The sequence below is a fragment of the Candidatus Uabimicrobium helgolandensis genome (assembly GCF_041508025.1).
GTDB classification, from domain to species: Bacteria; Planctomycetota; Uabimicrobiia; order Uabimicrobiales; family Uabimicrobiaceae; genus Uabimicrobium; species Uabimicrobium helgolandensis.
Window position 1 is genome coordinate 8,546,315 of record NZ_CP165719.1, and the last position, 18,419, is coordinate 8,564,733.

Sequence of the window (18,419 nt, forward strand, 5' to 3'; positions counted from 1 at the left end):
AGAAATAGCTCCGTAATATTATTGCGGAGCTAATCCAAATTATGAAAAAAAAATTAATATGCATTTTACTCGTAGTTACAATATGTGGCTGTGGTACTTACCTCAATTTACAATCCGATCAAGCCCAAAAAGTATTAGGTATAGAAGGACTACCTTATGGTGGGGTTATGTATGATTTTACCTTTATGGTAATTGCCTATCCTTTTGGTATCTTACTTCTTGTTGATGTACCTTTTACTCTTATTGGCGACACCCTAACATTGCCATATATTTTATATGCAAAACCTTATTGCACAAATCCTCCGCAAAATAAATCCCAAAATAAATTTTGATCAAACATATACGTTTTACATAACGTCTACCAAGAAAACACAAAGTCTTTATATTGTTATGAAGAGGTTTAAAATGCTTGATTTTTTAATTTATGAAATGTTAGAACGATTTAATTTACCAAATGCAGAAATATTTATTTTGGCACTATATTCCTTGGGTCTTTACTTTACTTTTGTGAAACTGGGATATGGGCGGTCATCTTACTTATTAAACATTCCAATTGGCAATCTTATTGTTATCTTCGACTTTATAGAAATACCACGCTCATTTATTCCTATATCTGTAATTTTCTTAATACTAGGTGCTGTAAATGAGAAATTTAACTATCTATTCATCATAGCATGTGTTTTCTTTGTATATGTAGAAGCTCTTTTGGCTTTACGTACATCACAAGCTTTTTCTAAAAGTAATTTCTTCGCTCTATTTTTGTTCTGCTTTGGTGCGATAGGATATATATTTTTAGGTTTTTTTGAAAAAGTTGGTATTAGAAAAGGTGTTACTCGGAGATAATACCAACGGTGTTACATCCTGCTTTAATGACTCTCACCTAACATTTTACCTTTAAATTAAGCGAATGAAATTCTCTCTATAATTTACTTCTTCTGCAATCTGAAAGCAATGTAAGAGTAACTTCGGACATTTCATTTTCGCATAAAATACTTATTTTTATTTCTTGTAGAGACAGTATCACGTAGGGTAGAAGTAAAAAAAAAGCAAAGGACCTCTAAAAATTCAGTGTGATGAAATGTGGTCTTTTGTTGCTAAGAAAAGCAATAAGATTTGGTTAGCTATAGATGCCAACACTAAAGAAATTGTTGGAGCTCACATTGCAAAACGTGATAAAGAAGGAGCGCAAGGTCTTTGGAATTCTTTACCAGCGGTATACAGGCAATGCGCTGTATTTTATACTGATTTTTGGGATTCTGAGGTTTTTCCTTCTAAACATCACAAAGCTGTTGGCAAACATACTGGTAAAACAGCTTACATTGAACGTTTTAATAATACCCTTCGGCAAAGAGTTTCTCGACTCGTCCGTAAAACTCTTTCTTTTTCCAAAAAAATCGAAAACCATATTGGCGCTCTTTGGTTATTCATTCACCATTATAATTCTTTACTACAGAACCAGGTACTGCTGACGAATTAATGCTATAAAAGAATATAAAGCCTTTGGAAGTTTTGTCGCTCTGTGATTTAGAATAGAAGGATCTTAATCATAATTCTAATTCTTAATCTGGAACGTTGAAATGGAAGCATATTTTGACCACGAGAAACTGAAAGTATACCAACAAGCAATAGAATTCATAAAATGGTGCAATCCTATACTAAAAAAGTTACCAAGAAAATTGGCTGCGCTCTATCAGTTGGATAGAGCATCAACCCAGCTTACTTCTTCTTGTATTTCTTTTCGCTTTTGCCTTTGACATTTCTATATCTCCCTCAATACACTCTTTGGAAGATACACTTTATCTTAATAACAGCAATTCGTCAACAGCACCTAATCACTACATGATATGAACTACCCATTTTTTTCAACAACACTGTTATCTCAATCCAAAACACTGCTCACTTAAAAGTGCGAATAGAAACAACGATTCTCTTATTCTTACGAAGAATAGTTAAATTAAGAGGTTCTCCTAATGTTTTCTCTTGTAGGAGATATGCAAGCAATTCACTTGCGTTTTTTCGGCCTTGTTTATCAACATCGACAATAATATCCCCTGGAATAATTTGAGCATCGTTAATTCTCGTACCCGCTTTAATAACTCTTACACCGTCTAACACCTTACTATCTTCCAAATCAAGAAAATAATCAGTAAATTCTTTCCACAACTCGCGAGATGAGCGCCAACGCCAGTTAAATCTACCGCGCCTTCTCCAACCAGAAGGTAAGACAAGAGTAACTTCAAACGTTTTATTTTTGCGTAAGATGCTCATCTTTATTTCTTGTAGTGGCGTAGATTCATGTAATACCCACTGAACATCAGCAATAGAAATAATAGGCTGTTTACTCATTGTTTGAATTTCATCACCAACTTTTAAGCCAATCATATCTGCTTCTGAACCCAATATAATTTTCTTAATCTTGGCTTTCTCTTTAGGATCAAGAACAAAACCTAATGTGTCAGGCATAGGAAATGACCACAATTTTTTATCAGGAATAACCTTATTTGCTTTTTTCAATGAAGCAACTGTATATGTTTTAATATGATGGCAATGTATACAACCTCTTCTTGAAGTGCCAATAATAGATCGAGGGGTTTTCCAAACAGTAGTTTTACGCTTTTTACCTAAAAGGCTTTTCGCAACACTTCTATCTAATAAATATTTACCATGTAAGGCTAAAGCAACAGAAGCCGCCTTCTTAAAACCATCAACAGTAACATCACTTGTATTATCGACACCTAATGCTGTATAAGAAAAATCTGATTTGAACAATTTTCGATCTTTATAAGAACGTGTTCCATAACGTCCGTAAACATCACCATTAGCATTAAAGAAAAACGCAGCAAACGATAACTCAGAATCAAATTGAAACATACTTAGATCAAGATTATCAATATTAACTAAACGCACACACACGAAATTATTCATTATTTTTTCAAGATCTTTATTTGGATGAACAACCTGTTCATCTAATTTTTGACAGCTAACTCATGGATTACAACGCAAAACTAACAAAAGGGGTTTTTTCTTAGCTGCCGCCTCTTTCATCGCTTGTTGTAAATCAACATACCAAAAGCCCTTTACTATTGTTTGCTTAGCCTTCTTATTCGCTTTAGCTTCTCGATCAAGTTTAGCGATCATATAGGTCTTATATGACATATAAATATTATTCATTCTATTCTTATGAATGTTTATCGACACAAGTGCCTGTTTGCGAACATCTTCATTATTATCATCAATCATTTTAATCAAAAACGGTATTGCTTCATCATCCATAGTCGACATCTTTTTAGCTGCAAGTATTTGTAGTTTAGAGTCCCAACTCTGGGCATTTTGCAAAAGCTCTTGATTTTTCTTCTTCCAATTATGATACTTACCAATAAGACTCTGAGCTCTTTGAGCTGCTTGCCTAACTTTTTTCGACGAATCCTGTAATAGCTCATCAATAGTACTTTGCAGTTGCTCTGCTCTATCCTCCATATGAAAAATACACTCCGCTGCCATTTCGCGCAGTGATTTATCGCGACTCTTCGCAGCTTGTAATATTTCAGAATAGGCCTCAACTTGAACTAAAGACAATGCCGCATCGTATCGAAGACGTGGTTTACTAAGCATTCGATATAAATCTTGACGCACAGGTCGTGCTTTTTTCCCTATACTACCAAACGCTTTAATAGCCTCACACTTTAATTTTCTATCTTTATCGTTTAACATTATTTTCTTCAAAGTGGTGAGAACCTGCGTATTGACTTCTTGTAAACTACCTAATGAACGAATTAATGTACGTTTATGTCTATAACTTTTTGCTATTTTTAGCTCTTGCAAGATTGCTGGAATATTAGACACATTTGTAGGACTTTCCTTCACTTTGAAAACCATCGAGCTAACGCTATCACGTGGAAGTACTGGTCTTTCATCTGATTTTTGACCAAATATTACCGCAATAAGAAATACAGAGCAAATACAATATTTATACTTTTTCATTAGAGTTCCTTTCTGATTTTTAGCAACACATTCGAACACTTTTATCATAAAGACTCCTAAAGTGTCAAAATTTGTCTACGAAAAAAATAAATACTTTTTATTTGAACATATTTTTGTAATCGGTGTATAAAACAAAAAGACAGGTCGCGACTCCAAATTCAAATTCTATTCGCGAGGAAATACATTGGACTTCAACACATATAAAGATGAACGTCTTATTGCCTATTATTTACAAGGAAATAAATTCGCTTTTTCAGTGATCGTATCGCGCTACGAACAACAACTTATCAATTATGTTTATCGTTTTGTTTATCAAAAACAAACGGCGGAGGATATTGTTCAAGATACTTTCATAAAAGTGCTTATATCTATCAATCGCTTTAATAATAAATTTCGTTTTCGCTCATGGTTATATAAAATAGCAACTAACCTAGCTCTAAATAAAATACGAACCGAAAAAAAACATCGTAATAATCGCAATTTTGATGATGTAAGTGCAAATATATACAATAATAAAACACCATTAAATATTGCTATGGCTCAAGAAGAAAACAATAGAATAGAAACAGCAATACGTTCTTTAGATACCAAACATAGAGTTATTTTTTTACTGCGCATCCAACAGCAATTTTCCTATAAAGAAATTGCAAATATTGTGAAATGTAAAGAAACAACAGCACGAAGTCGGATGTTTTACAGCGTAGAGAAGCTACGCGAATTTTTGGAGAAAAAACAATGAAATGTCAAAATGTGCAGTTATATAAATATATTTGTGGTGAATTGCAACAACAAGAAATACTGCAAGTTACTGAGCATCTAACATGCTGTTCACAGTGTAGTAAAAAACATCGCAATATACAACAGCAGCTAGAAGAATTTAAAGAATGGGAACACGAGAATAGTAATATATCAACAGAAGAAATATTCAAAACAGTACAAAAAAAAAGCAGACGAACACGTTACATTGCTTGGGGAATCGTATCTTTTATATTTGTATTTTTAATCCTTATTGGTCTTGATATTGCTCGTTATCGCCATGAACACATTCTAATTTCAGAGCTAGAAAAAGCAATTGTTCAATACCGCTTATATCACGGAAAATTTCCCAAACAAACGGCAAAACTTGTTCAAGAGTTAAAAAAAGTAAAATCAAGTGACTACTACCTGCAAGTTTGGCAAAAACGCATAGATCCAAATGGAAATTTTTGCGACTACTGGGGAAATCCAATTATATATCGTTTTCCTGCAAAATATAATCTTAATTTTTTTGATTTATATTCTTGTGGAAAAGATAGCGAAGACGACAATGGACTTGACGATGATATAAAGAATTGGCATCCACTATATGAAAAAAAGTAACTTCAAGTAAAATCGTAAGACTCAAACTCTTAGATGAGATCCACTCGCAAGCAAACTCGAGCCAAGTCCGTTGATTTAACCGAAAGTTATAAATTAAAATACTTACAAACCTTGTCATACCGCACTTGATACGAGATCCACTATAAGAAACTAATCTTTTTTTGCTGGATTCCCGGTCAAAGTCAGGAACGACAGAATCGCTAAATTATTTATTTTAAAACTTTAAAGCTTAATCCAACGGCTTGAATGATAATTACTCTTAGTTAATAATTTTTAATTTTTTTTATAGACAAAATTCTACTTCTTTGGGGTCTACCTTTCCAAAAGATCATAATTTCTTTAAGGAATCGGATATGACTGGACAACAAATAACAGAAAAAAAAATAGTGAAGTATATTATCAATCTTGTGTTTTTTTCATGCTATGTCGCTGCGATGCTAGTAGCTGGAGAATACTACTTAACAACTCTAGCTCTTATTGGAGTTGCTTTTTTTGGTTTTTGGTTTGTGAGTACATTTGGCATAAAGGTAGCGCCATATTATCATAAAAGCTGTGCAATAATATCATTTATTATCTTTATTATATTACAAATTTGGCAAATTTATACTTTTCAACAATGGCAAAATATTTTCAAAGAATGTCGAGAAAAAAATATCCCTATTTCTGAGACAGACGACAGCCGATATCGCAAATCCATAGGGGAAAATGGCAATGCTTTTATCAAAGAAGCTGATCAAATTTTAATAAAAACCCTCTTTGACTTTGAGGAAAAAGTATTAAGTAGAGATGAACAGCTCCATCACTGGTTAACTTATCAATCAAGAGAAGATTTAATACAAAAAGTTAAGCTTTCTGAGGTAAAGAACTCTTTAATTGAAGAGTATATTGAAATTATTAACACTGTCGATCATCTAGTACAAACAGCTTTAAAATACCCTGTTCTTATTTCTAAAGATAACCATCAAGTAGGGGGAATGTTACGCCGCTATTATGAATTTAAATTTTATTATCTATTGAAAGACAAAAAAATAAAAGAAGCCATTAATATTATAAAAGTATTTGTTCAGATTATAGAAAAAGATAAAAATTACTATAGTCTTTTTGTTGCAAGAGAAAAGGATCTTTTAATACTTATTAATGCAGCCTACCAAGCGAGTAGTTCCCCTGAAATTTTACAACAGTTACTTGATATCGTTCAGAATTATGCGCGAGTTAGGGAAAAAAATATCAACCCTGTATATGTATGGAAAGAAGCTATTGAAAAAACAAAATCTATTGATTTCTTTTTACAAAAAGAAATGATAAGATTCAAATTTTCGGACTGGGGAAGACTTTGTGATCATTTTATTCCTATGGGCTATTTATTAAACGAAAATATAGCTTTTGCTCAAGCAAATTTAAAATATACTAACATTTTCACAAAACCAAGTGAGGTGCAATTACACCACATGTTAAATAAATTCAGAAAAAAATCCAAGGGAAAAGACATCGCAGAATATTATCAAATATGCATAGAACATTTTTTTGAGAAAACCGCTTATGCTAAATGTCTATGGATATGCATTTTCCACGAATTGCATCATCCGCAAGAAAAGATCAAGCTTGAAAACATTCCTGATGGAAGAAAACAATTTACGATAGATCCTTTTACACGAAAAAAACTTATGACTAATGGCAAAATAGTTTATAGTGTAGGGAAAAATTTATTTGACGATAAAGGCCACCACTCTTTTTATTTCGACGAAGGCTTAGATATTGCTTGTGTGATAAAGTAACAATATGAAAATTCTATCTGCTCTAAAAAAACCATCTTTAGCGGAATATGCAATAAACGAAATGTCTCCTTCTATCATTGGTTACTTGAAAAACTTAACAAATAATCATACTATTGTTGAAGATGTATTCCAAAATAGCTTAAAAAAACTTTGTCAAACAAAAACAAAGATGAAAGAGATTAAGAACGTACGAGCGTTTATTTTTACGGTTGTGAGAAATGAATTTAAGCGCGAAATATCTCATGCTCAAAAACAAAAGTTAGAGAAATCGACCTGCGAGAAAGAAGTTTTACAAATAGCGAATCCACAGAAAGTTTCTAAATTAGAGGCAATGTGCTTGGAGGAAGCTCTTATGCAGCTATCTTTGGAACAAAGAGAAGTCATTTACCTAAAGATATATGGAGGCATGACTTTCAACGAAATAGCAGAAAGTACAAATATCCCCATGAATACCATTGCAAGCCGTTATCGCTACGGCCTACAGAAAATGCAAGAACTTTTGAAAGAGCAAGTATGAATATAGGTAATATAGAAAAAAAATTACAGGCTCTCGAACCAAAAAGCGTTCCAAAAGATTGGTTAGAAAGAGGTAATAAGACGATCAAAAAAGAACGAATGCTATTAACATACCAATATACAAAGAACTTTTGTAAAATAGCGGCTGTTTTTATGTTCATTTGTATTACTTTTTGGAAACACTTTGAATATAATAAAATACTTTCTTTTTTGTCTGCAAACAAACATAATCAGCGCTATGAAAAAATATCGCATTTTCATAAAATGCATAACACGAAGCCTCTATACCGTAAATATCGACGTAACTAAACATTAATTCACGATGATACTTTGCAACAAAAGCAATCTGAACATAGAATAATATTACACCGCTTTTCTATGTTCGGAAACACTTTATACTCAAAATAAAAAGGTTTACAAAACAAGCTGATTTTAACGAAAAAATAACCACAAAAATAGATTTACTAATACAACAGTAACCGAATCTAGTTATCCTTATCTACAATTTTTTCCAATAACCAAAAGCTTGATCAACGGCCACTCTAACGGCTTCTTCTCGCTGTTTTTCACTACCTGTTTGCAAACAATTAATAAGATGATATATTTCTTTCTTAGTCGCTGAAAACAAACAATATAAGGACAGAGAGTACAAACGTCAAAGCAATAATTGCCTTCAGTAAATACATCACTTTTAACAAAACATTACTGGTTGCCAAAATTATTATTGTTATCTTCGGGAACCATATCTTTAGGATCAAAGCGACGCTTTGTATATCCCCAACCAAAGCGCTCTAACTGTCCGCTTTTACCTTCATTCATTTCATCTGGAGTTAGATGTTGAACAACACTTTGCCAACTTGCAACTTGTTCTAAATCATTGATCGCAGCGGTGCACAAAAATTCTCCTGTTTTTAAGTGACGTAGCACTAGAAAAAATGGCTGATCAATCGTTGCCTTTATAGATTCTTGCGATTTATTCTTTAAGTATGGAGATTTAATTTTGGCCAAATCTAACTCTTCATCTTCATATTTTGCATTTCTCTGATTTGTAGTAAGAGTATTCATTCCCTGTATAGCAGACCAGCGCGTATGGACAGAAGAGAATTCACACCCTTGTTGATCAAGCTGTAAAATACTTGTCACTCTTTGGTTGGTATTATTCCCAAAATTGAAATATAAACGAAAAGCGGGAATATCAATATCACATTTGCGTTTCTTTAATTTTTGAACTGCCTCATTCATTTGTGGAAATTGCATATTGGATAACAATTGTGGTAGTCCATTTGGCGAATTAGGAACAAACAAATACACGCTAAATTCTGCATGTTTGAGAGGCAAATAAATAAGCTGCATATCGCTATTTTTATAATAATAACAACTTCCTAAAATTTTTATTGCCGCAACTTCACTATTACGAAACATAATATTAGTAGACTGAGTTGATTGTTTTTGATCCCAACCAGCGCTAAAATATACTGCTTTATCGACACCTAAACGCAAATGACTTCCATTACTAATGTTAAGTTTGTTATTTGTAAGCTGAGTAATGCGACTCAATTCAGTACTTCCATTGTTATCACAACAAAAAAGAAAGGGTGACATCACAGCGTTATTATAGCGATTTGAAACCATACGAAATACAGAAATAGCAGTATTGGCATGTATATCTTCTGCCGTCGGTTTTCTTAATTCTTCGGTAATTTCGGTATATTTACCAGCACCATTAAACGAATTAATAACAAAACGAGGATACCGTTCGTGATGAATAAGCTCATCATCTTTCTCAACTGTTTTACTAGGTAATCCAATATTTGGCGAAGTATCTCCAGGCGTTGAAATTTCTCCTGGATTTGAAGGGTTTCGTTCTCGTAAAATCGGTTCTAAAATGTTTCCAGTATTTTCGCATTGAGTAAGCAAGATTGTACCCAAAATAAATATGAGAAATGTTTTTCGCATTCTATTGTCCTAGATTTGTGAGCATCGGCAACAATGCTCAATCCAATTTTAAATTATAATATTCACTACAGTTAAAAAACACGATATTATAGTAGGAGTATTCCTAAGTAACAGCTTTTGGCTAATCAATAATATTTGCATATCCGCTACTTATATTATTACTCAATAAATACTAAGTGACCAGTCAAAAGTATTCATACAACAATTTTACAAAAAAATGTAAAAAATATCATGACAAAAACGATGTGTTTGTCGACTTGGGATTTTTATATAAGGTAAGATAAACGTCGACATGCCCTACTTTAGAGTAACGTTTTAATAGAGGTTAGATTATGGATAAAGATGAAATAAAACACTTGTGGGAAAAAATAATAACCAAAGATCATATTGAAGACAGTGATGGTGGAGAAACTTACCGAAGTAAAGATTGGCCACCACAACCAACAGCCCCTACTTTACCAATGATAAGCTTTTCAAAACAATCTACATTTGATATGACGCCTGCACCACCAACAGCAGCAAATGAATTTACAATAGGAGGTGCACCACAACAAGAATTAGCAGAAACAGCTCCTACAGAAGATTTTCAGTACGACACAAGTGCGGAAGTTAAACACCCAAATAATCATTATGAGCTACTCAATGAAATTGCGCGCGGTGGAATGGGAGTAGTGTATAAAGGTTGCCAAAACAGTTTGCGTCGCGAAATTGCTATAAAGAAAATAATTAACGATAACCAAAATAATCGCAACAAATTTCTCTGCGAATCTATTGTAACAGCTCACTTAGATCACCCGAATATTGTTCCGGTCCACGAACTCGCGCAAAATGAAAATGGCGAAACTTTTCTAGCAATGAAATTAGTAGGAGGACGTGAATGGAAACAAATTCTATATCCAAAAAATGACAATTCGCAAGCAAAAAAATACGATACGCTCGCTCATTTAAATGTACTTCTAAATGTTTGCAATGCAATAGCATACGCACATAGTAAAGAAATTGTTCATTGCGACTTAAAACCATCAAACGTTATGGTAGGCGAGTTTGGGGAAGTATTAGTCATGGATTGGGGAATTGCCGTTGAAATTGGCGAAAAACATCGCGGCTTAACAGTTCATAAAACAATGATTGATGGTCCAATGGGAACACCATACTACATGCCAAGTGAACTTGCTTCCGGTCATGGCATGGAAATTGGTCCATGGACAGACATTTATCTACTAGGTGGGATTCTTTATGAAATCTTAATGCGTACTCCACCTCATAAAGGTCATACAATGACCGCCATCTTTGCAGCCATTATGGGGCAACAACCAAAATTTAGTGATGATATCCCACAAGAACTTCAACAAATTTGCTTAAAAGCTTTGTCAAAAAACATTAAAGATCGCTATCAAAGTGTCGATGAATTTAGCAAAGCAATCCAAAAATATTTGCAGCATCGCGAAAGTTTAATCATCTCCCAGAAAGCAAAAAATACTCTCCAGAAATGTCTAACATCAAACAAACAAAATAGTGATCTTCTCTATAGTGATTTCGCACAATCAGTAGCGGGTTTTGAACAAGCTTTGCAACTATGGTCTGGAAATGAAAATGCGCAGCTAGGTAAAGAGCAAGCAAGAATCGAGTATGCAAAGGTCGCCTTAAAACAACAAGATTTTGGGCTAGCTCAAGCGCAACTCAGCAGTTTACAGTCAACCAGCGAAATAACACAACTACAAAACAAAATCGACGCACAACGAAATAAAAAGCTACGTATAGAAAAAACAACCGTTAAATTAAGGCGAACTTTATACGCAGCAGCGATTATTATAATTGTTGGTCTCGCCACAGGCTTTCTTATGGTAGGCAAAGCATACCGCGAAGCTGTCACCCAACGCAAGCTAGCAGACAAACAAAAAGAGTTAGCAAAGAAAAACGAACAAATCGCACAACAAGCTCGCCAAGATGTAGAGAAAAAAAGCGAACAACTTTCCGCAGAAAAAAATACAGTGCAAAGTCAGCGTGATGATATTGTACAACAAATAGCACAGCTAAAAAAACAAAAGCAAGAAATAGGTATTCAAAATAAGCGACTTCTAAAACAAAAAAGCCAAATCACACAACAAAAAAGAGTGGTAGAAGAACAAAATCAATTTTTGACATTGCAAAAAAATCGTATAGAAAAACAAAGTAAAACTATTGAAGAAGAAAAAAGTAGTGCTATCGAAGCTTCACGTATTGCATTGCGAACAATACATAAAATATTCTTTGAAATAGACGGAGCCCAACGAGATCCAGGTGTTATTCAATCATTAAAAAATATTTTCAAAGAAATGAAGCGCCTTAATATGCTAGAAACTATTTTGGCTAACGAAGAAGATGCTTGGTGGTTGTACGGTATTATACATGGAGAAATAAAAACATACTCGGACTTAATTCGTCAAGACCCTAACAACTACTCCGCCTATTATAACCGAGGAAATTTATACATAGATCACGGAATTCTAGACAAAGCAATAAACGACTTCTCAAAAGCCATTGAGCTCAATCCGCAATTAACGGAAGCATACTTTAATCGCGGTTTAATATTCTTCAAAAAAGAAAGCTATACATATGCAGAAAAAGACTTTTCGAAAAGCATAGAGTTAGATCCAAATAATAGTCAGTTTCTCTACTATCGCGCCTATTTATTACTTCGTTTAGAAAAATACTCTAAAGCAGAAAAAGATCTTTTGGCAGCAATACGTTTAAACCCTAGCTTTGCTGCTGCGCACGAAAAACTAGGTATTCTATACTTCGATAAAGCACAATATAAAAAGAGTGTTAGTCACTTTAAAAACACCCTAAAAGGAAAACCGAATAGCAGAAAAGCCTATTATTATTTGGCACGTATCTATTCATTAAAAGGCAATAAATCCCAAGCGATAAATTACTTGAAGCTCGCAATTGAAAACAAATTCACTGATTGGCAAGACCTTAAAACCAATCCAGACTTCGCAAAAATTCGCAATGAAAAGCAATTTAAACAGTGGATAAAATAAAAATATAAAAATATATTGCCGCTTTTTTTATTAAAGGCGTATAAGTAGGTGTATAATTCGATCTTTAATCATGCAAATTGTAGAGGAGCTAAATGCTCCTCTAATTTTTTTACTTCTAAAAACCAAACCAATCCCTAATCATTCCACCAGTTCTGCGATAATTTTTTCCTAACTGTATTTGTTGCACAATGAACATTTCCAGCCCAAGTATGATACTTCCAATCATCTAAAAAATGTACTGGAATTTTACCTAAAGAGTGCCTAACGTATTCCTGAATAAGATCTTTATCATCAACAATTGGACCATTTGGATTCGCCATAAGTAAATGCCCATTGACAAAGACACTGTTAACCATATTAGGAATAATAGATTCGCCATTCTCAACTAAAGCTGGAATATAAATAAAGTCATCTTCATCCACAAAAAACTCTTTTTTTATTGATTTATATAGGTTATTTATACGACTTTGTAAACGAACATTCTTTTCTATTAGGCGAGTATTTTTTAATAAAGAATTAATTGTCCAATTTTTCTTATTTCTTTCGAGTATTTTAGTATTACCCTTGCCTTCTTTTTGCCATTTTTTTAATAAATCAATAGTTAGTTGTGTACTAGGAACAAGAACCTTGAACGTTTTTTCCCCACTTTGAGTAGGTACAAAAGAAAGTATCTCGTCAACATGCTTAATAAGCAACCATCCAGTGTCTAATTTCACTAAAGGACGTTGAACATTCTGACGATCCAACATATCTACAATTTCAGGATTTAGAGAGTATGTTCCATTTCCTCCATAATATATTCGACCAAAAGGATAGCCCGGAAGAGGCGGAGAAACTTCCAAATTGCCATACCAATCTAACCAACCATTTTCACCACCGCCACGGGCAAATTGATGGCGATACTGGCTATAACGAAACCATCCAAAATCTTTCCCTAACATATAATCTCGCGACCAATTGTCCAAAGGTCTATTGCGATTAGCAGGAAGAACAACGTGAAACCAGTGTCCAGGCCCTTCACTATAACCAATTTCCATCGTATCCTGCATCCATATCTGGTAGTAAGGATAAAGGTTAGCAGGTATTATCTTGATCTCAACACTCGATTTTGATGCAATTGTGCGCAACTGCTGAATCATTGTGTCATTTTTTCCAGGATACGCACGAATATATATTGTGTCTACTTCTTGGGTATTTGCTAACAAAATAAAAGGCGCTACTTTTAAAGCCACAACATCTCGAACCTCGGTACTATCAATTTCTGCTGTTACTGTAACAACACCATTCCACATTGCATCTGCATATGAAGTTGCTTCAATACGCATTTCACAATTCTTAGCAACGTTAGCCGCTAATGTATACGGAAAAGAAGAAATTTTTTGATAATCACTGCCACTTTTAACAAACAAATTTATCTTAGTTTGCGAATTTGCATCTATATACAAAGTAACCTTATTCTTTCCATCACTTTGTAATTGAATTTCAGTTAAATCTAATAAATCCTTTTCACCATTAATTTTGTCATCAAGACAATCAGGGGAATGATTATTTTCATCAGAATCATTATTATAAAAGAAGATAGCGCCTCTTTTTTTTGACCACAAATCTTCATCAACATCATCTTGAATCTTCTGTACGACTCCATCGCGGTTAGTATCTACAGTAAGATCGATATAAGATTGTGCGAACGAAAAACCAATAAATAAAACAACTAAACATAGAAATCTACACATAATCATACCTTTATAAATACAAATCATCTTTATAAATTAAGACATAGTGAAAAATAATTTAGGATGTGCTCCTAGTGCAAAAACTATTATCTATTTAGAGAAACTTACTTAAGCCTTGTTCAATATATGGTACTATGACTACAACAGAAACAAAAGATTATTTGATAATTTTCAAAAAAGGAGCAAAAATGAAGCTACTTAGTATTATTTTTTTTAGCTGTTGTTCTATTATTTTTACACAAGAAAATAAAAACATATTAATCACCGGCTACTGGCCTCCCACCAACGAAATAGTCAAAAACTTTAGCGATAACCCCACGCTAAATCCACAAGGATGGCAAGGAAAAAACTGGCAAAATTCAGGTTACAATCTATACTCCTTTTTTCCAACGTTTCCCAACGGATTAAAAAAAGAAAATGGATGCGGACAAGGAAATTTAGAAGTAGACTACCAGGATACTTCGCGAGATTTTTGGCAAATTGTAGAGAAAGTCAAACCAGTTGCTATTATTGCTTTTGGTTTAGGACACGGCCCCTGGGAAATAGAATTCAATGCGCGAAATTTACCTGCGAAAGATTGGCGTAAAGACTACATAGCACCACAATATCCTATGACAAAACCAGATATTACTCGCAAGGACAATTTTACTCTTCACTCAACTTTACCAGTTGAAAATATTGCACAAAAAATCAATGCTGCAAATTTAGGTATAAAAGCTTGGGTAGACTGGAAGGGAAATCCCGGAAAATTTTTATGCGAATACATGGCCTATCATGTTATGTGGTATCAAAATTTACATAGTAACGGCAAAGATCCATGTTTGGCCGCAGGATTTATACACGTAGGAAGTGGAGTAAGCATTGAAGTTGGTCGAAAGGCACTAAAAATCACATTACAAGAAACAATAGCTCACATAAGTAAAAAAGCTGTTTACAAAAGTCAATCTTTAGAAGAAGCTTTACGAGGCCAACAAAAAAAAATATATGTTACTCGTATAAACGATAACCAAGTTTTAAAGGTTTTGTTATCACAGCCAGGGGTTTGTTATCGGTATTTGGGAGATGATATTAATGCTTTGGATGAGAACAGTTCACGGTTTTTTGTTAGTGATCTAAAAGCAACAGCAACAAACTACCATCACAATTCTGTTAAAGTGTACACCTTATCGGTAGATAAAAAACAAAAAATTTCATACGTTGATTTAAAATTGGGTTTTTCGCTACTCGATGATTAACTCGTTTTTGGCAGGAGATGCTCGTAATCCGCAACGGATTAAAGCACTCCTCATACAAAAATAAGGCGACTAAAATACATATATATTACTCATAAAAAATTAAAATCATTTAATTTATTGTTAAATATTTTATGTTTGTTTTGTATTAGGTTAGCAAAGGATTTGTTCTGTCAAGTCTTGCGTATATCACTTCAATACAAAGAATAGCAAAATAACGACAAGATAAAACAGTTAGTGCAATTGTATCAAAATTTAGTGAATTTTCAGAAGAATACAAACAATAACTCAAGATCGATAAACATATGATTAGTTTTATAAAACAAAATTTAACAGCTTTCATTTAGTTCTCCTTTCAAAATAGTTTAAATTTCCAATTGTGCTAATATAATAACACACTAAAATATCTAACACACCCAAAGCCCTTAAGCTAATATTTTAGGTGGTCACAAAAACAAGAACATTCCAAACCTTTGATTTCAAAGGCTCAAATACGTGATGATCTCCTCTACTCCTTTTTAAATTTAGCTTTCCCAAGAAACACAGTCATTCATTTAAAATAAAAAGAAGGAAAAGTGTAAGGTTTTGTGTTTGTTTACGACTCTTATTTTAGACCCAATCAGGGATCTACAAAGCATAAAACTTTTACTAGATTCCTTAGTCGACCACTACTATTTTATAAAAATACACTTATTAAAATTAAAGAGCCATAATCCTAAATCGCAAATGAAAGGAAAACCATGCGAAAATACACAATCATAATCGCAATAATTACTACATATGTTTTATTCTCAAATACTACAGCTGATACTCCTCGTGAGTTAGGACAAATAAAGTGGCAACGCAACTTTAGTAAAGCCTTGCAACAAGCAAAAAAAGAAAAAAAACCTCTAATGGTTCTTTTTGATGAAGTGCCTGGATGCTCTACATGTGTCAATTTCGGTCAAGGACCTTTACAAAATCCAATGATTGTTGCAGCAGCAGAATCAGAATTTGTGCCCGTTGTAGTTTACAACAACCATTCAGGTAAAGACGCGCAAATTTTACGAAGGTTTGGTGAGCCATCATGGAATAACCCTGTTATTAGATTTTTTGATCACAATCAAAAGGATCTCATACCACGACAACAAGGTTATTCGAATAAATTTTTACTCGTACAAATGGTTAAGGCTTTAAAGGCAACAAATAAAAACGTCCCGCTATACCTACAACTGGCCTTAAGTGAATACGATAAAAATAAATTACAAAAAGCCACATTTGCAATGTACTGTTATTGGTCCGGAGAATCTAAATTAGCAGGAGTAAAAGGTGTCAAATATACAATGGCCGGGCATTTAAATGGTTACGAAGTTGTCGATGTTTATTTTGATCCTCAAACAATCGATTACGAACAACTTGTGATCAAAGCAAATAATTTAAAATGTAACAGCCGCATTTTCGCACGTACAAAACAGCAGCTAAAAACAGCTAAAAAAATCGTACATAACAAAGCTGTTTACAGCAAACAAAAAACTGCGGCTGCAAGTCCAAAAGACCAAAAATATCAACTCCGTAGATTTCCACAATATTACTACTTACCATTAACATTTCGCCAAGCTACTTTATTAAACAATGCGCTCGTAAGTGGTAAACGAGACTATCACAAATATCTATCTCCACTACAAATAAAACTATCTAATCAGATAAAACGCAGTTGGCCAAATAGAAAAGTATCATCTCTTGTTCCACAACGCAGTATGAAAAATTTATCTCGTTATTATGTCAAACTAAAAGGAGCACTGGATCCTCAAAACTAAATTGGCATTCTACTGTGAGTAAAAACATAGGCTATAATTTCCCAATTCTATTACCAATCGAAATATTATTGAGCTAAAAATCTAAAATAATCCAATGAAGAAAAACATTATACAAACTACAGGCATATAATACTTGATTATCACTTTCACAGTAATCACATACTTTTTAAATTTTTAGCTCTAATTTACTTCATTATATCTTTGTAAAAAACGTTGTAACAGTTCTAGCGGAATTGCAACACCTACACTCTCACCTTCAATAGAAGATCCATCTTCATTATCGATAATATCAACTATAGTGCCTGAAATTAAACCAATAATATCACCATTTTTACGATCAATAACAGGTCCACCACTATTTCCTTGCATAACTTTCGCGTCCAAAATTAAACGAGGAAAATCACTAGATGATTTGGGTTGCTTCGCTGAAATAAGACCTCCAAAAACGTGTAATGTGATATTATCTTCAATTTGTGTTGCTTGAGGAAAACCTAAAATAAAAATCTCTTCCCCCAAAAAAACAGAATTTGAGCTAGTAACATTTGCTGTAGAATAAGAAACAGTTCTATCTAGCTTTAGTAATAACAAATCATTTTCTCGATCAGAAAAAACAACCTCTGCGTCAATAGGAGATCGACCAAGAAAAGGCACCCATTCTATCCACAAACGAGAAGTGTCTTCCTCCAATATATGATAATTTGTTACCACATGTTGCTCATCTACAAGAACACCGGTTGCTCCAAAAATTTCTTGTGCTTTTGTAAGAATATTAACTGCTACTACATAAGAAGAATGTTTATTTATGTCGAATGATTCCACTCTCTTAATGGAAGTACTTTGAGACACACAACCTGAAAAAAACAAACAAAAAATCACAGCATATATTTTCAAAATAGAGTTCCTTTTTTATAAATGGATGTTATGATTGATTTTGAGCATTTTTCATAAAAGAATTATAATTAGGGCGTGTCGGCATTTATTTCTCTTGTATTTAGTAATTCAAGGAGATTATATAAAAACCTAAACGTCGACACCTCTAGTGCGTGTT

At 33.4% G+C, this 18,419-nt stretch carries 17 protein-coding genes and 1 pseudogene; 12 read left to right on the top strand and 6 right to left on the bottom strand.

The features are described 5' to 3' along the window. Positions 1–41: 41 nt before the first annotated feature. The 4 genes and pseudogenes from UABHE_RS31575 (at position 42) to UABHE_RS31590 (ending at position 1,754) form a co-directional block, all read left to right on the top strand. Entirely contained in the window at positions 42–332 is a 291-nt protein-coding gene (locus tag UABHE_RS31575; RefSeq protein WP_372367416.1) for a hypothetical protein, read from the top strand. A 73-nt stretch (positions 333–405) separates the two neighbouring features. Beyond that, positions 406–843 carry a hypothetical protein gene (locus UABHE_RS31580; protein WP_372367417.1) on the top strand — a complete coding sequence of 146 codons (438 nt, stop codon included), beginning with the start codon at positions 406–408 and terminating at the stop codon, positions 841–843. A 196-nt stretch (positions 844–1,039) separates the two neighbouring features. Continuing rightward, positions 1,040–1,477, top strand: a pseudogene (locus tag UABHE_RS31585) (IS1 family transposase); the annotation flags it as partial. 100 nt (positions 1,478–1,577) lie between these two features. Next, positions 1,578–1,754 (top strand): hypothetical protein, encoded by a 177-nt coding sequence (locus tag UABHE_RS31590; RefSeq protein WP_372367418.1) that lies wholly within the window; start codon positions 1,578–1,580, stop codon positions 1,752–1,754. A gap of 142 nt (positions 1,755–1,896) precedes the next feature. On the opposite strand, the gene UABHE_RS31595 is transcribed toward UABHE_RS31590, so the two are convergent. Next, positions 1,897–2,925, bottom strand: a complete 1,029-nt coding sequence (locus UABHE_RS31595; RefSeq protein WP_372367419.1) for a hypothetical protein — start codon at positions 2,923–2,925, stop codon at positions 1,897–1,899. Between the two features lie 60 nt (positions 2,926–2,985). Next, positions 2,986–4,029 (bottom strand): HEAT repeat domain-containing protein, encoded by a 1,044-nt coding sequence (locus tag UABHE_RS31600; RefSeq protein WP_372367420.1) that lies wholly within the window; start codon positions 4,027–4,029, stop codon positions 2,986–2,988. 136 nt (positions 4,030–4,165) lie between these two features. Here UABHE_RS31600 and UABHE_RS31605 point away from each other — a divergent pair, with 136 nt between their 5' ends. The 5 genes from UABHE_RS31605 (at position 4,166) to UABHE_RS31625 (ending at position 7,940) form a co-directional block, all read left to right on the top strand. Further along, entirely contained in the window at positions 4,166–4,720 is a 555-nt protein-coding gene (locus tag UABHE_RS31605) for an RNA polymerase sigma factor (protein WP_372367421.1), read from the top strand. Beyond that, on the top strand, positions 4,717–5,340 hold the full coding sequence (locus tag UABHE_RS31610) for a type II secretion system protein GspG (protein WP_372367423.1): 624 nt from the start codon (positions 4,717–4,719) through the stop codon (positions 5,338–5,340). Before UABHE_RS31605 ends, UABHE_RS31610 begins: the two co-directional genes overlap by 4 nt. A 353-nt stretch (positions 5,341–5,693) precedes the next feature. Beyond that, on the top strand, positions 5,694–7,115 hold the full coding sequence (locus UABHE_RS31615; protein ID WP_372367424.1) for a hypothetical protein: 1,422 nt from the start codon (positions 5,694–5,696) through the stop codon (positions 7,113–7,115). A gap of 4 nt (positions 7,116–7,119) precedes the next feature. After that, on the top strand, positions 7,120–7,632 hold the full coding sequence (locus UABHE_RS31620; protein WP_372367425.1) for an RNA polymerase sigma factor: 513 nt from the start codon (positions 7,120–7,122) through the stop codon (positions 7,630–7,632). Then, complete coding sequence (locus UABHE_RS31625; RefSeq protein ID WP_372367426.1) at positions 7,629–7,940, top strand: hypothetical protein; 312 nt, start codon at positions 7,629–7,631, stop codon at positions 7,938–7,940. Before UABHE_RS31620 ends, UABHE_RS31625 begins: the two co-directional genes overlap by 4 nt. Before the next feature lie 393 nt (positions 7,941–8,333). On the opposite strand, the gene UABHE_RS31630 is transcribed toward UABHE_RS31625, so the two are convergent. Then, positions 8,334–9,587 (bottom strand): serpin family protein, encoded by a 1,254-nt coding sequence (locus tag UABHE_RS31630; RefSeq protein ID WP_372367427.1) that lies wholly within the window; start codon positions 9,585–9,587, stop codon positions 8,334–8,336. A gap of 332 nt (positions 9,588–9,919) precedes the next feature. Here UABHE_RS31630 and UABHE_RS31635 point away from each other — a divergent pair, with 332 nt between their 5' ends. Next, a complete protein-coding gene (locus UABHE_RS31635) occupies positions 9,920–12,610 on the top strand; it encodes a tetratricopeptide repeat protein (protein WP_372367428.1) in 2,691 nt (896 codons plus the stop codon). 134 nt (positions 12,611–12,744) lie between these two features. Here UABHE_RS31635 and UABHE_RS31640 read toward each other — a convergent pair whose 3' ends face one another. Beyond that, positions 12,745–14,343, bottom strand: coding sequence for a protein-arginine deiminase family protein (locus UABHE_RS31640; protein WP_372367429.1), 1,599 nt, complete (start codon positions 14,341–14,343; stop codon positions 12,745–12,747). Positions 14,344–14,531: 188 nt separating this feature from the next. Here UABHE_RS31640 and UABHE_RS31645 point away from each other — a divergent pair, with 188 nt between their 5' ends. Continuing rightward, positions 14,532–15,578 (top strand): hypothetical protein, encoded by a 1,047-nt coding sequence (locus UABHE_RS31645; protein ID WP_372367430.1) that lies wholly within the window; start codon positions 14,532–14,534, stop codon positions 15,576–15,578. Positions 15,579–15,723: 145 nt separating this feature from the next. Here UABHE_RS31645 and UABHE_RS31650 read toward each other — a convergent pair whose 3' ends face one another. Next, positions 15,724–15,918, bottom strand: coding sequence for a hypothetical protein (locus tag UABHE_RS31650; RefSeq protein WP_372367431.1), 195 nt, complete (start codon positions 15,916–15,918; stop codon positions 15,724–15,726). 397 nt (positions 15,919–16,315) lie between these two features. Between UABHE_RS31650 and UABHE_RS31655 the strand changes: the two genes are divergently transcribed. After that, positions 16,316–17,371 carry a VPGUxxT family thioredoxin-like (seleno)protein, type 2 gene (locus tag UABHE_RS31655; RefSeq protein ID WP_372367432.1) on the top strand — a complete coding sequence of 352 codons (1,056 nt, stop codon included), beginning with the start codon at positions 16,316–16,318 and terminating at the stop codon, positions 17,369–17,371. A 180-nt stretch (positions 17,372–17,551) separates the two neighbouring features. Here UABHE_RS31655 and UABHE_RS31660 read toward each other — a convergent pair whose 3' ends face one another. Beyond that, positions 17,552–18,262 (bottom strand): serine protease, encoded by a 711-nt coding sequence (locus tag UABHE_RS31660; RefSeq protein ID WP_372367433.1) that lies wholly within the window; start codon positions 18,260–18,262, stop codon positions 17,552–17,554. Between the last annotated feature and the right edge of the window lie 157 nt (positions 18,263–18,419).

Bases quoted from the DNA above. Each gene is read 5' to 3' on its own strand.
- UABHE_RS31575 (WP_372367416.1), top strand. From the start codon at position 42: ATGAAAAAAAAATTAATATGCATTTTACTCGTAGTTACAATATGTGGC.
- UABHE_RS31580 (WP_372367417.1), top strand. From the start codon at position 406: ATGCTTGATTTTTTAATTTATGAAATGTTAGAACGATTTAATTTACCA.
- UABHE_RS31590 (WP_372367418.1), top strand. From the start codon at position 1,578: ATGGAAGCATATTTTGACCACGAGAAACTGAAAGTATACCAACAAGCA.
- UABHE_RS31595 (WP_372367419.1), bottom strand. From the start codon at position 2,925: ATGAATAATTTCGTGTGTGTGCGTTTAGTTAATATTGATAATCTTGAT.
- UABHE_RS31600 (WP_372367420.1), bottom strand. From the start codon at position 4,029: ATGATAAAAGTGTTCGAATGTGTTGCTAAAAATCAGAAAGGAACTCTA.
- UABHE_RS31610 (WP_372367423.1), top strand. From the start codon at position 4,717: ATGAAATGTCAAAATGTGCAGTTATATAAATATATTTGTGGTGAATTG.
- UABHE_RS31615 (WP_372367424.1), top strand. From the start codon at position 5,694: ATGACTGGACAACAAATAACAGAAAAAAAAATAGTGAAGTATATTATC.
- UABHE_RS31620 (WP_372367425.1), top strand. From the start codon at position 7,120: ATGAAAATTCTATCTGCTCTAAAAAAACCATCTTTAGCGGAATATGCA.
- UABHE_RS31625 (WP_372367426.1), top strand. From the start codon at position 7,629: ATGAATATAGGTAATATAGAAAAAAAATTACAGGCTCTCGAACCAAAA.
- UABHE_RS31630 (WP_372367427.1), bottom strand. From the start codon at position 9,587: ATGCGAAAAACATTTCTCATATTTATTTTGGGTACAATCTTGCTTACT.
- UABHE_RS31635 (WP_372367428.1), top strand. From the start codon at position 9,920: ATGGATAAAGATGAAATAAAACACTTGTGGGAAAAAATAATAACCAAA.
- UABHE_RS31640 (WP_372367429.1), bottom strand. From the start codon at position 14,343: ATGTGTAGATTTCTATGTTTAGTTGTTTTATTTATTGGTTTTTCGTTC.
- UABHE_RS31645 (WP_372367430.1), top strand. From the start codon at position 14,532: ATGAAGCTACTTAGTATTATTTTTTTTAGCTGTTGTTCTATTATTTTT.
- UABHE_RS31650 (WP_372367431.1), bottom strand. From the start codon at position 15,918: ATGAAAGCTGTTAAATTTTGTTTTATAAAACTAATCATATGTTTATCG.
- UABHE_RS31655 (WP_372367432.1), top strand. From the start codon at position 16,316: ATGCGAAAATACACAATCATAATCGCAATAATTACTACATATGTTTTA.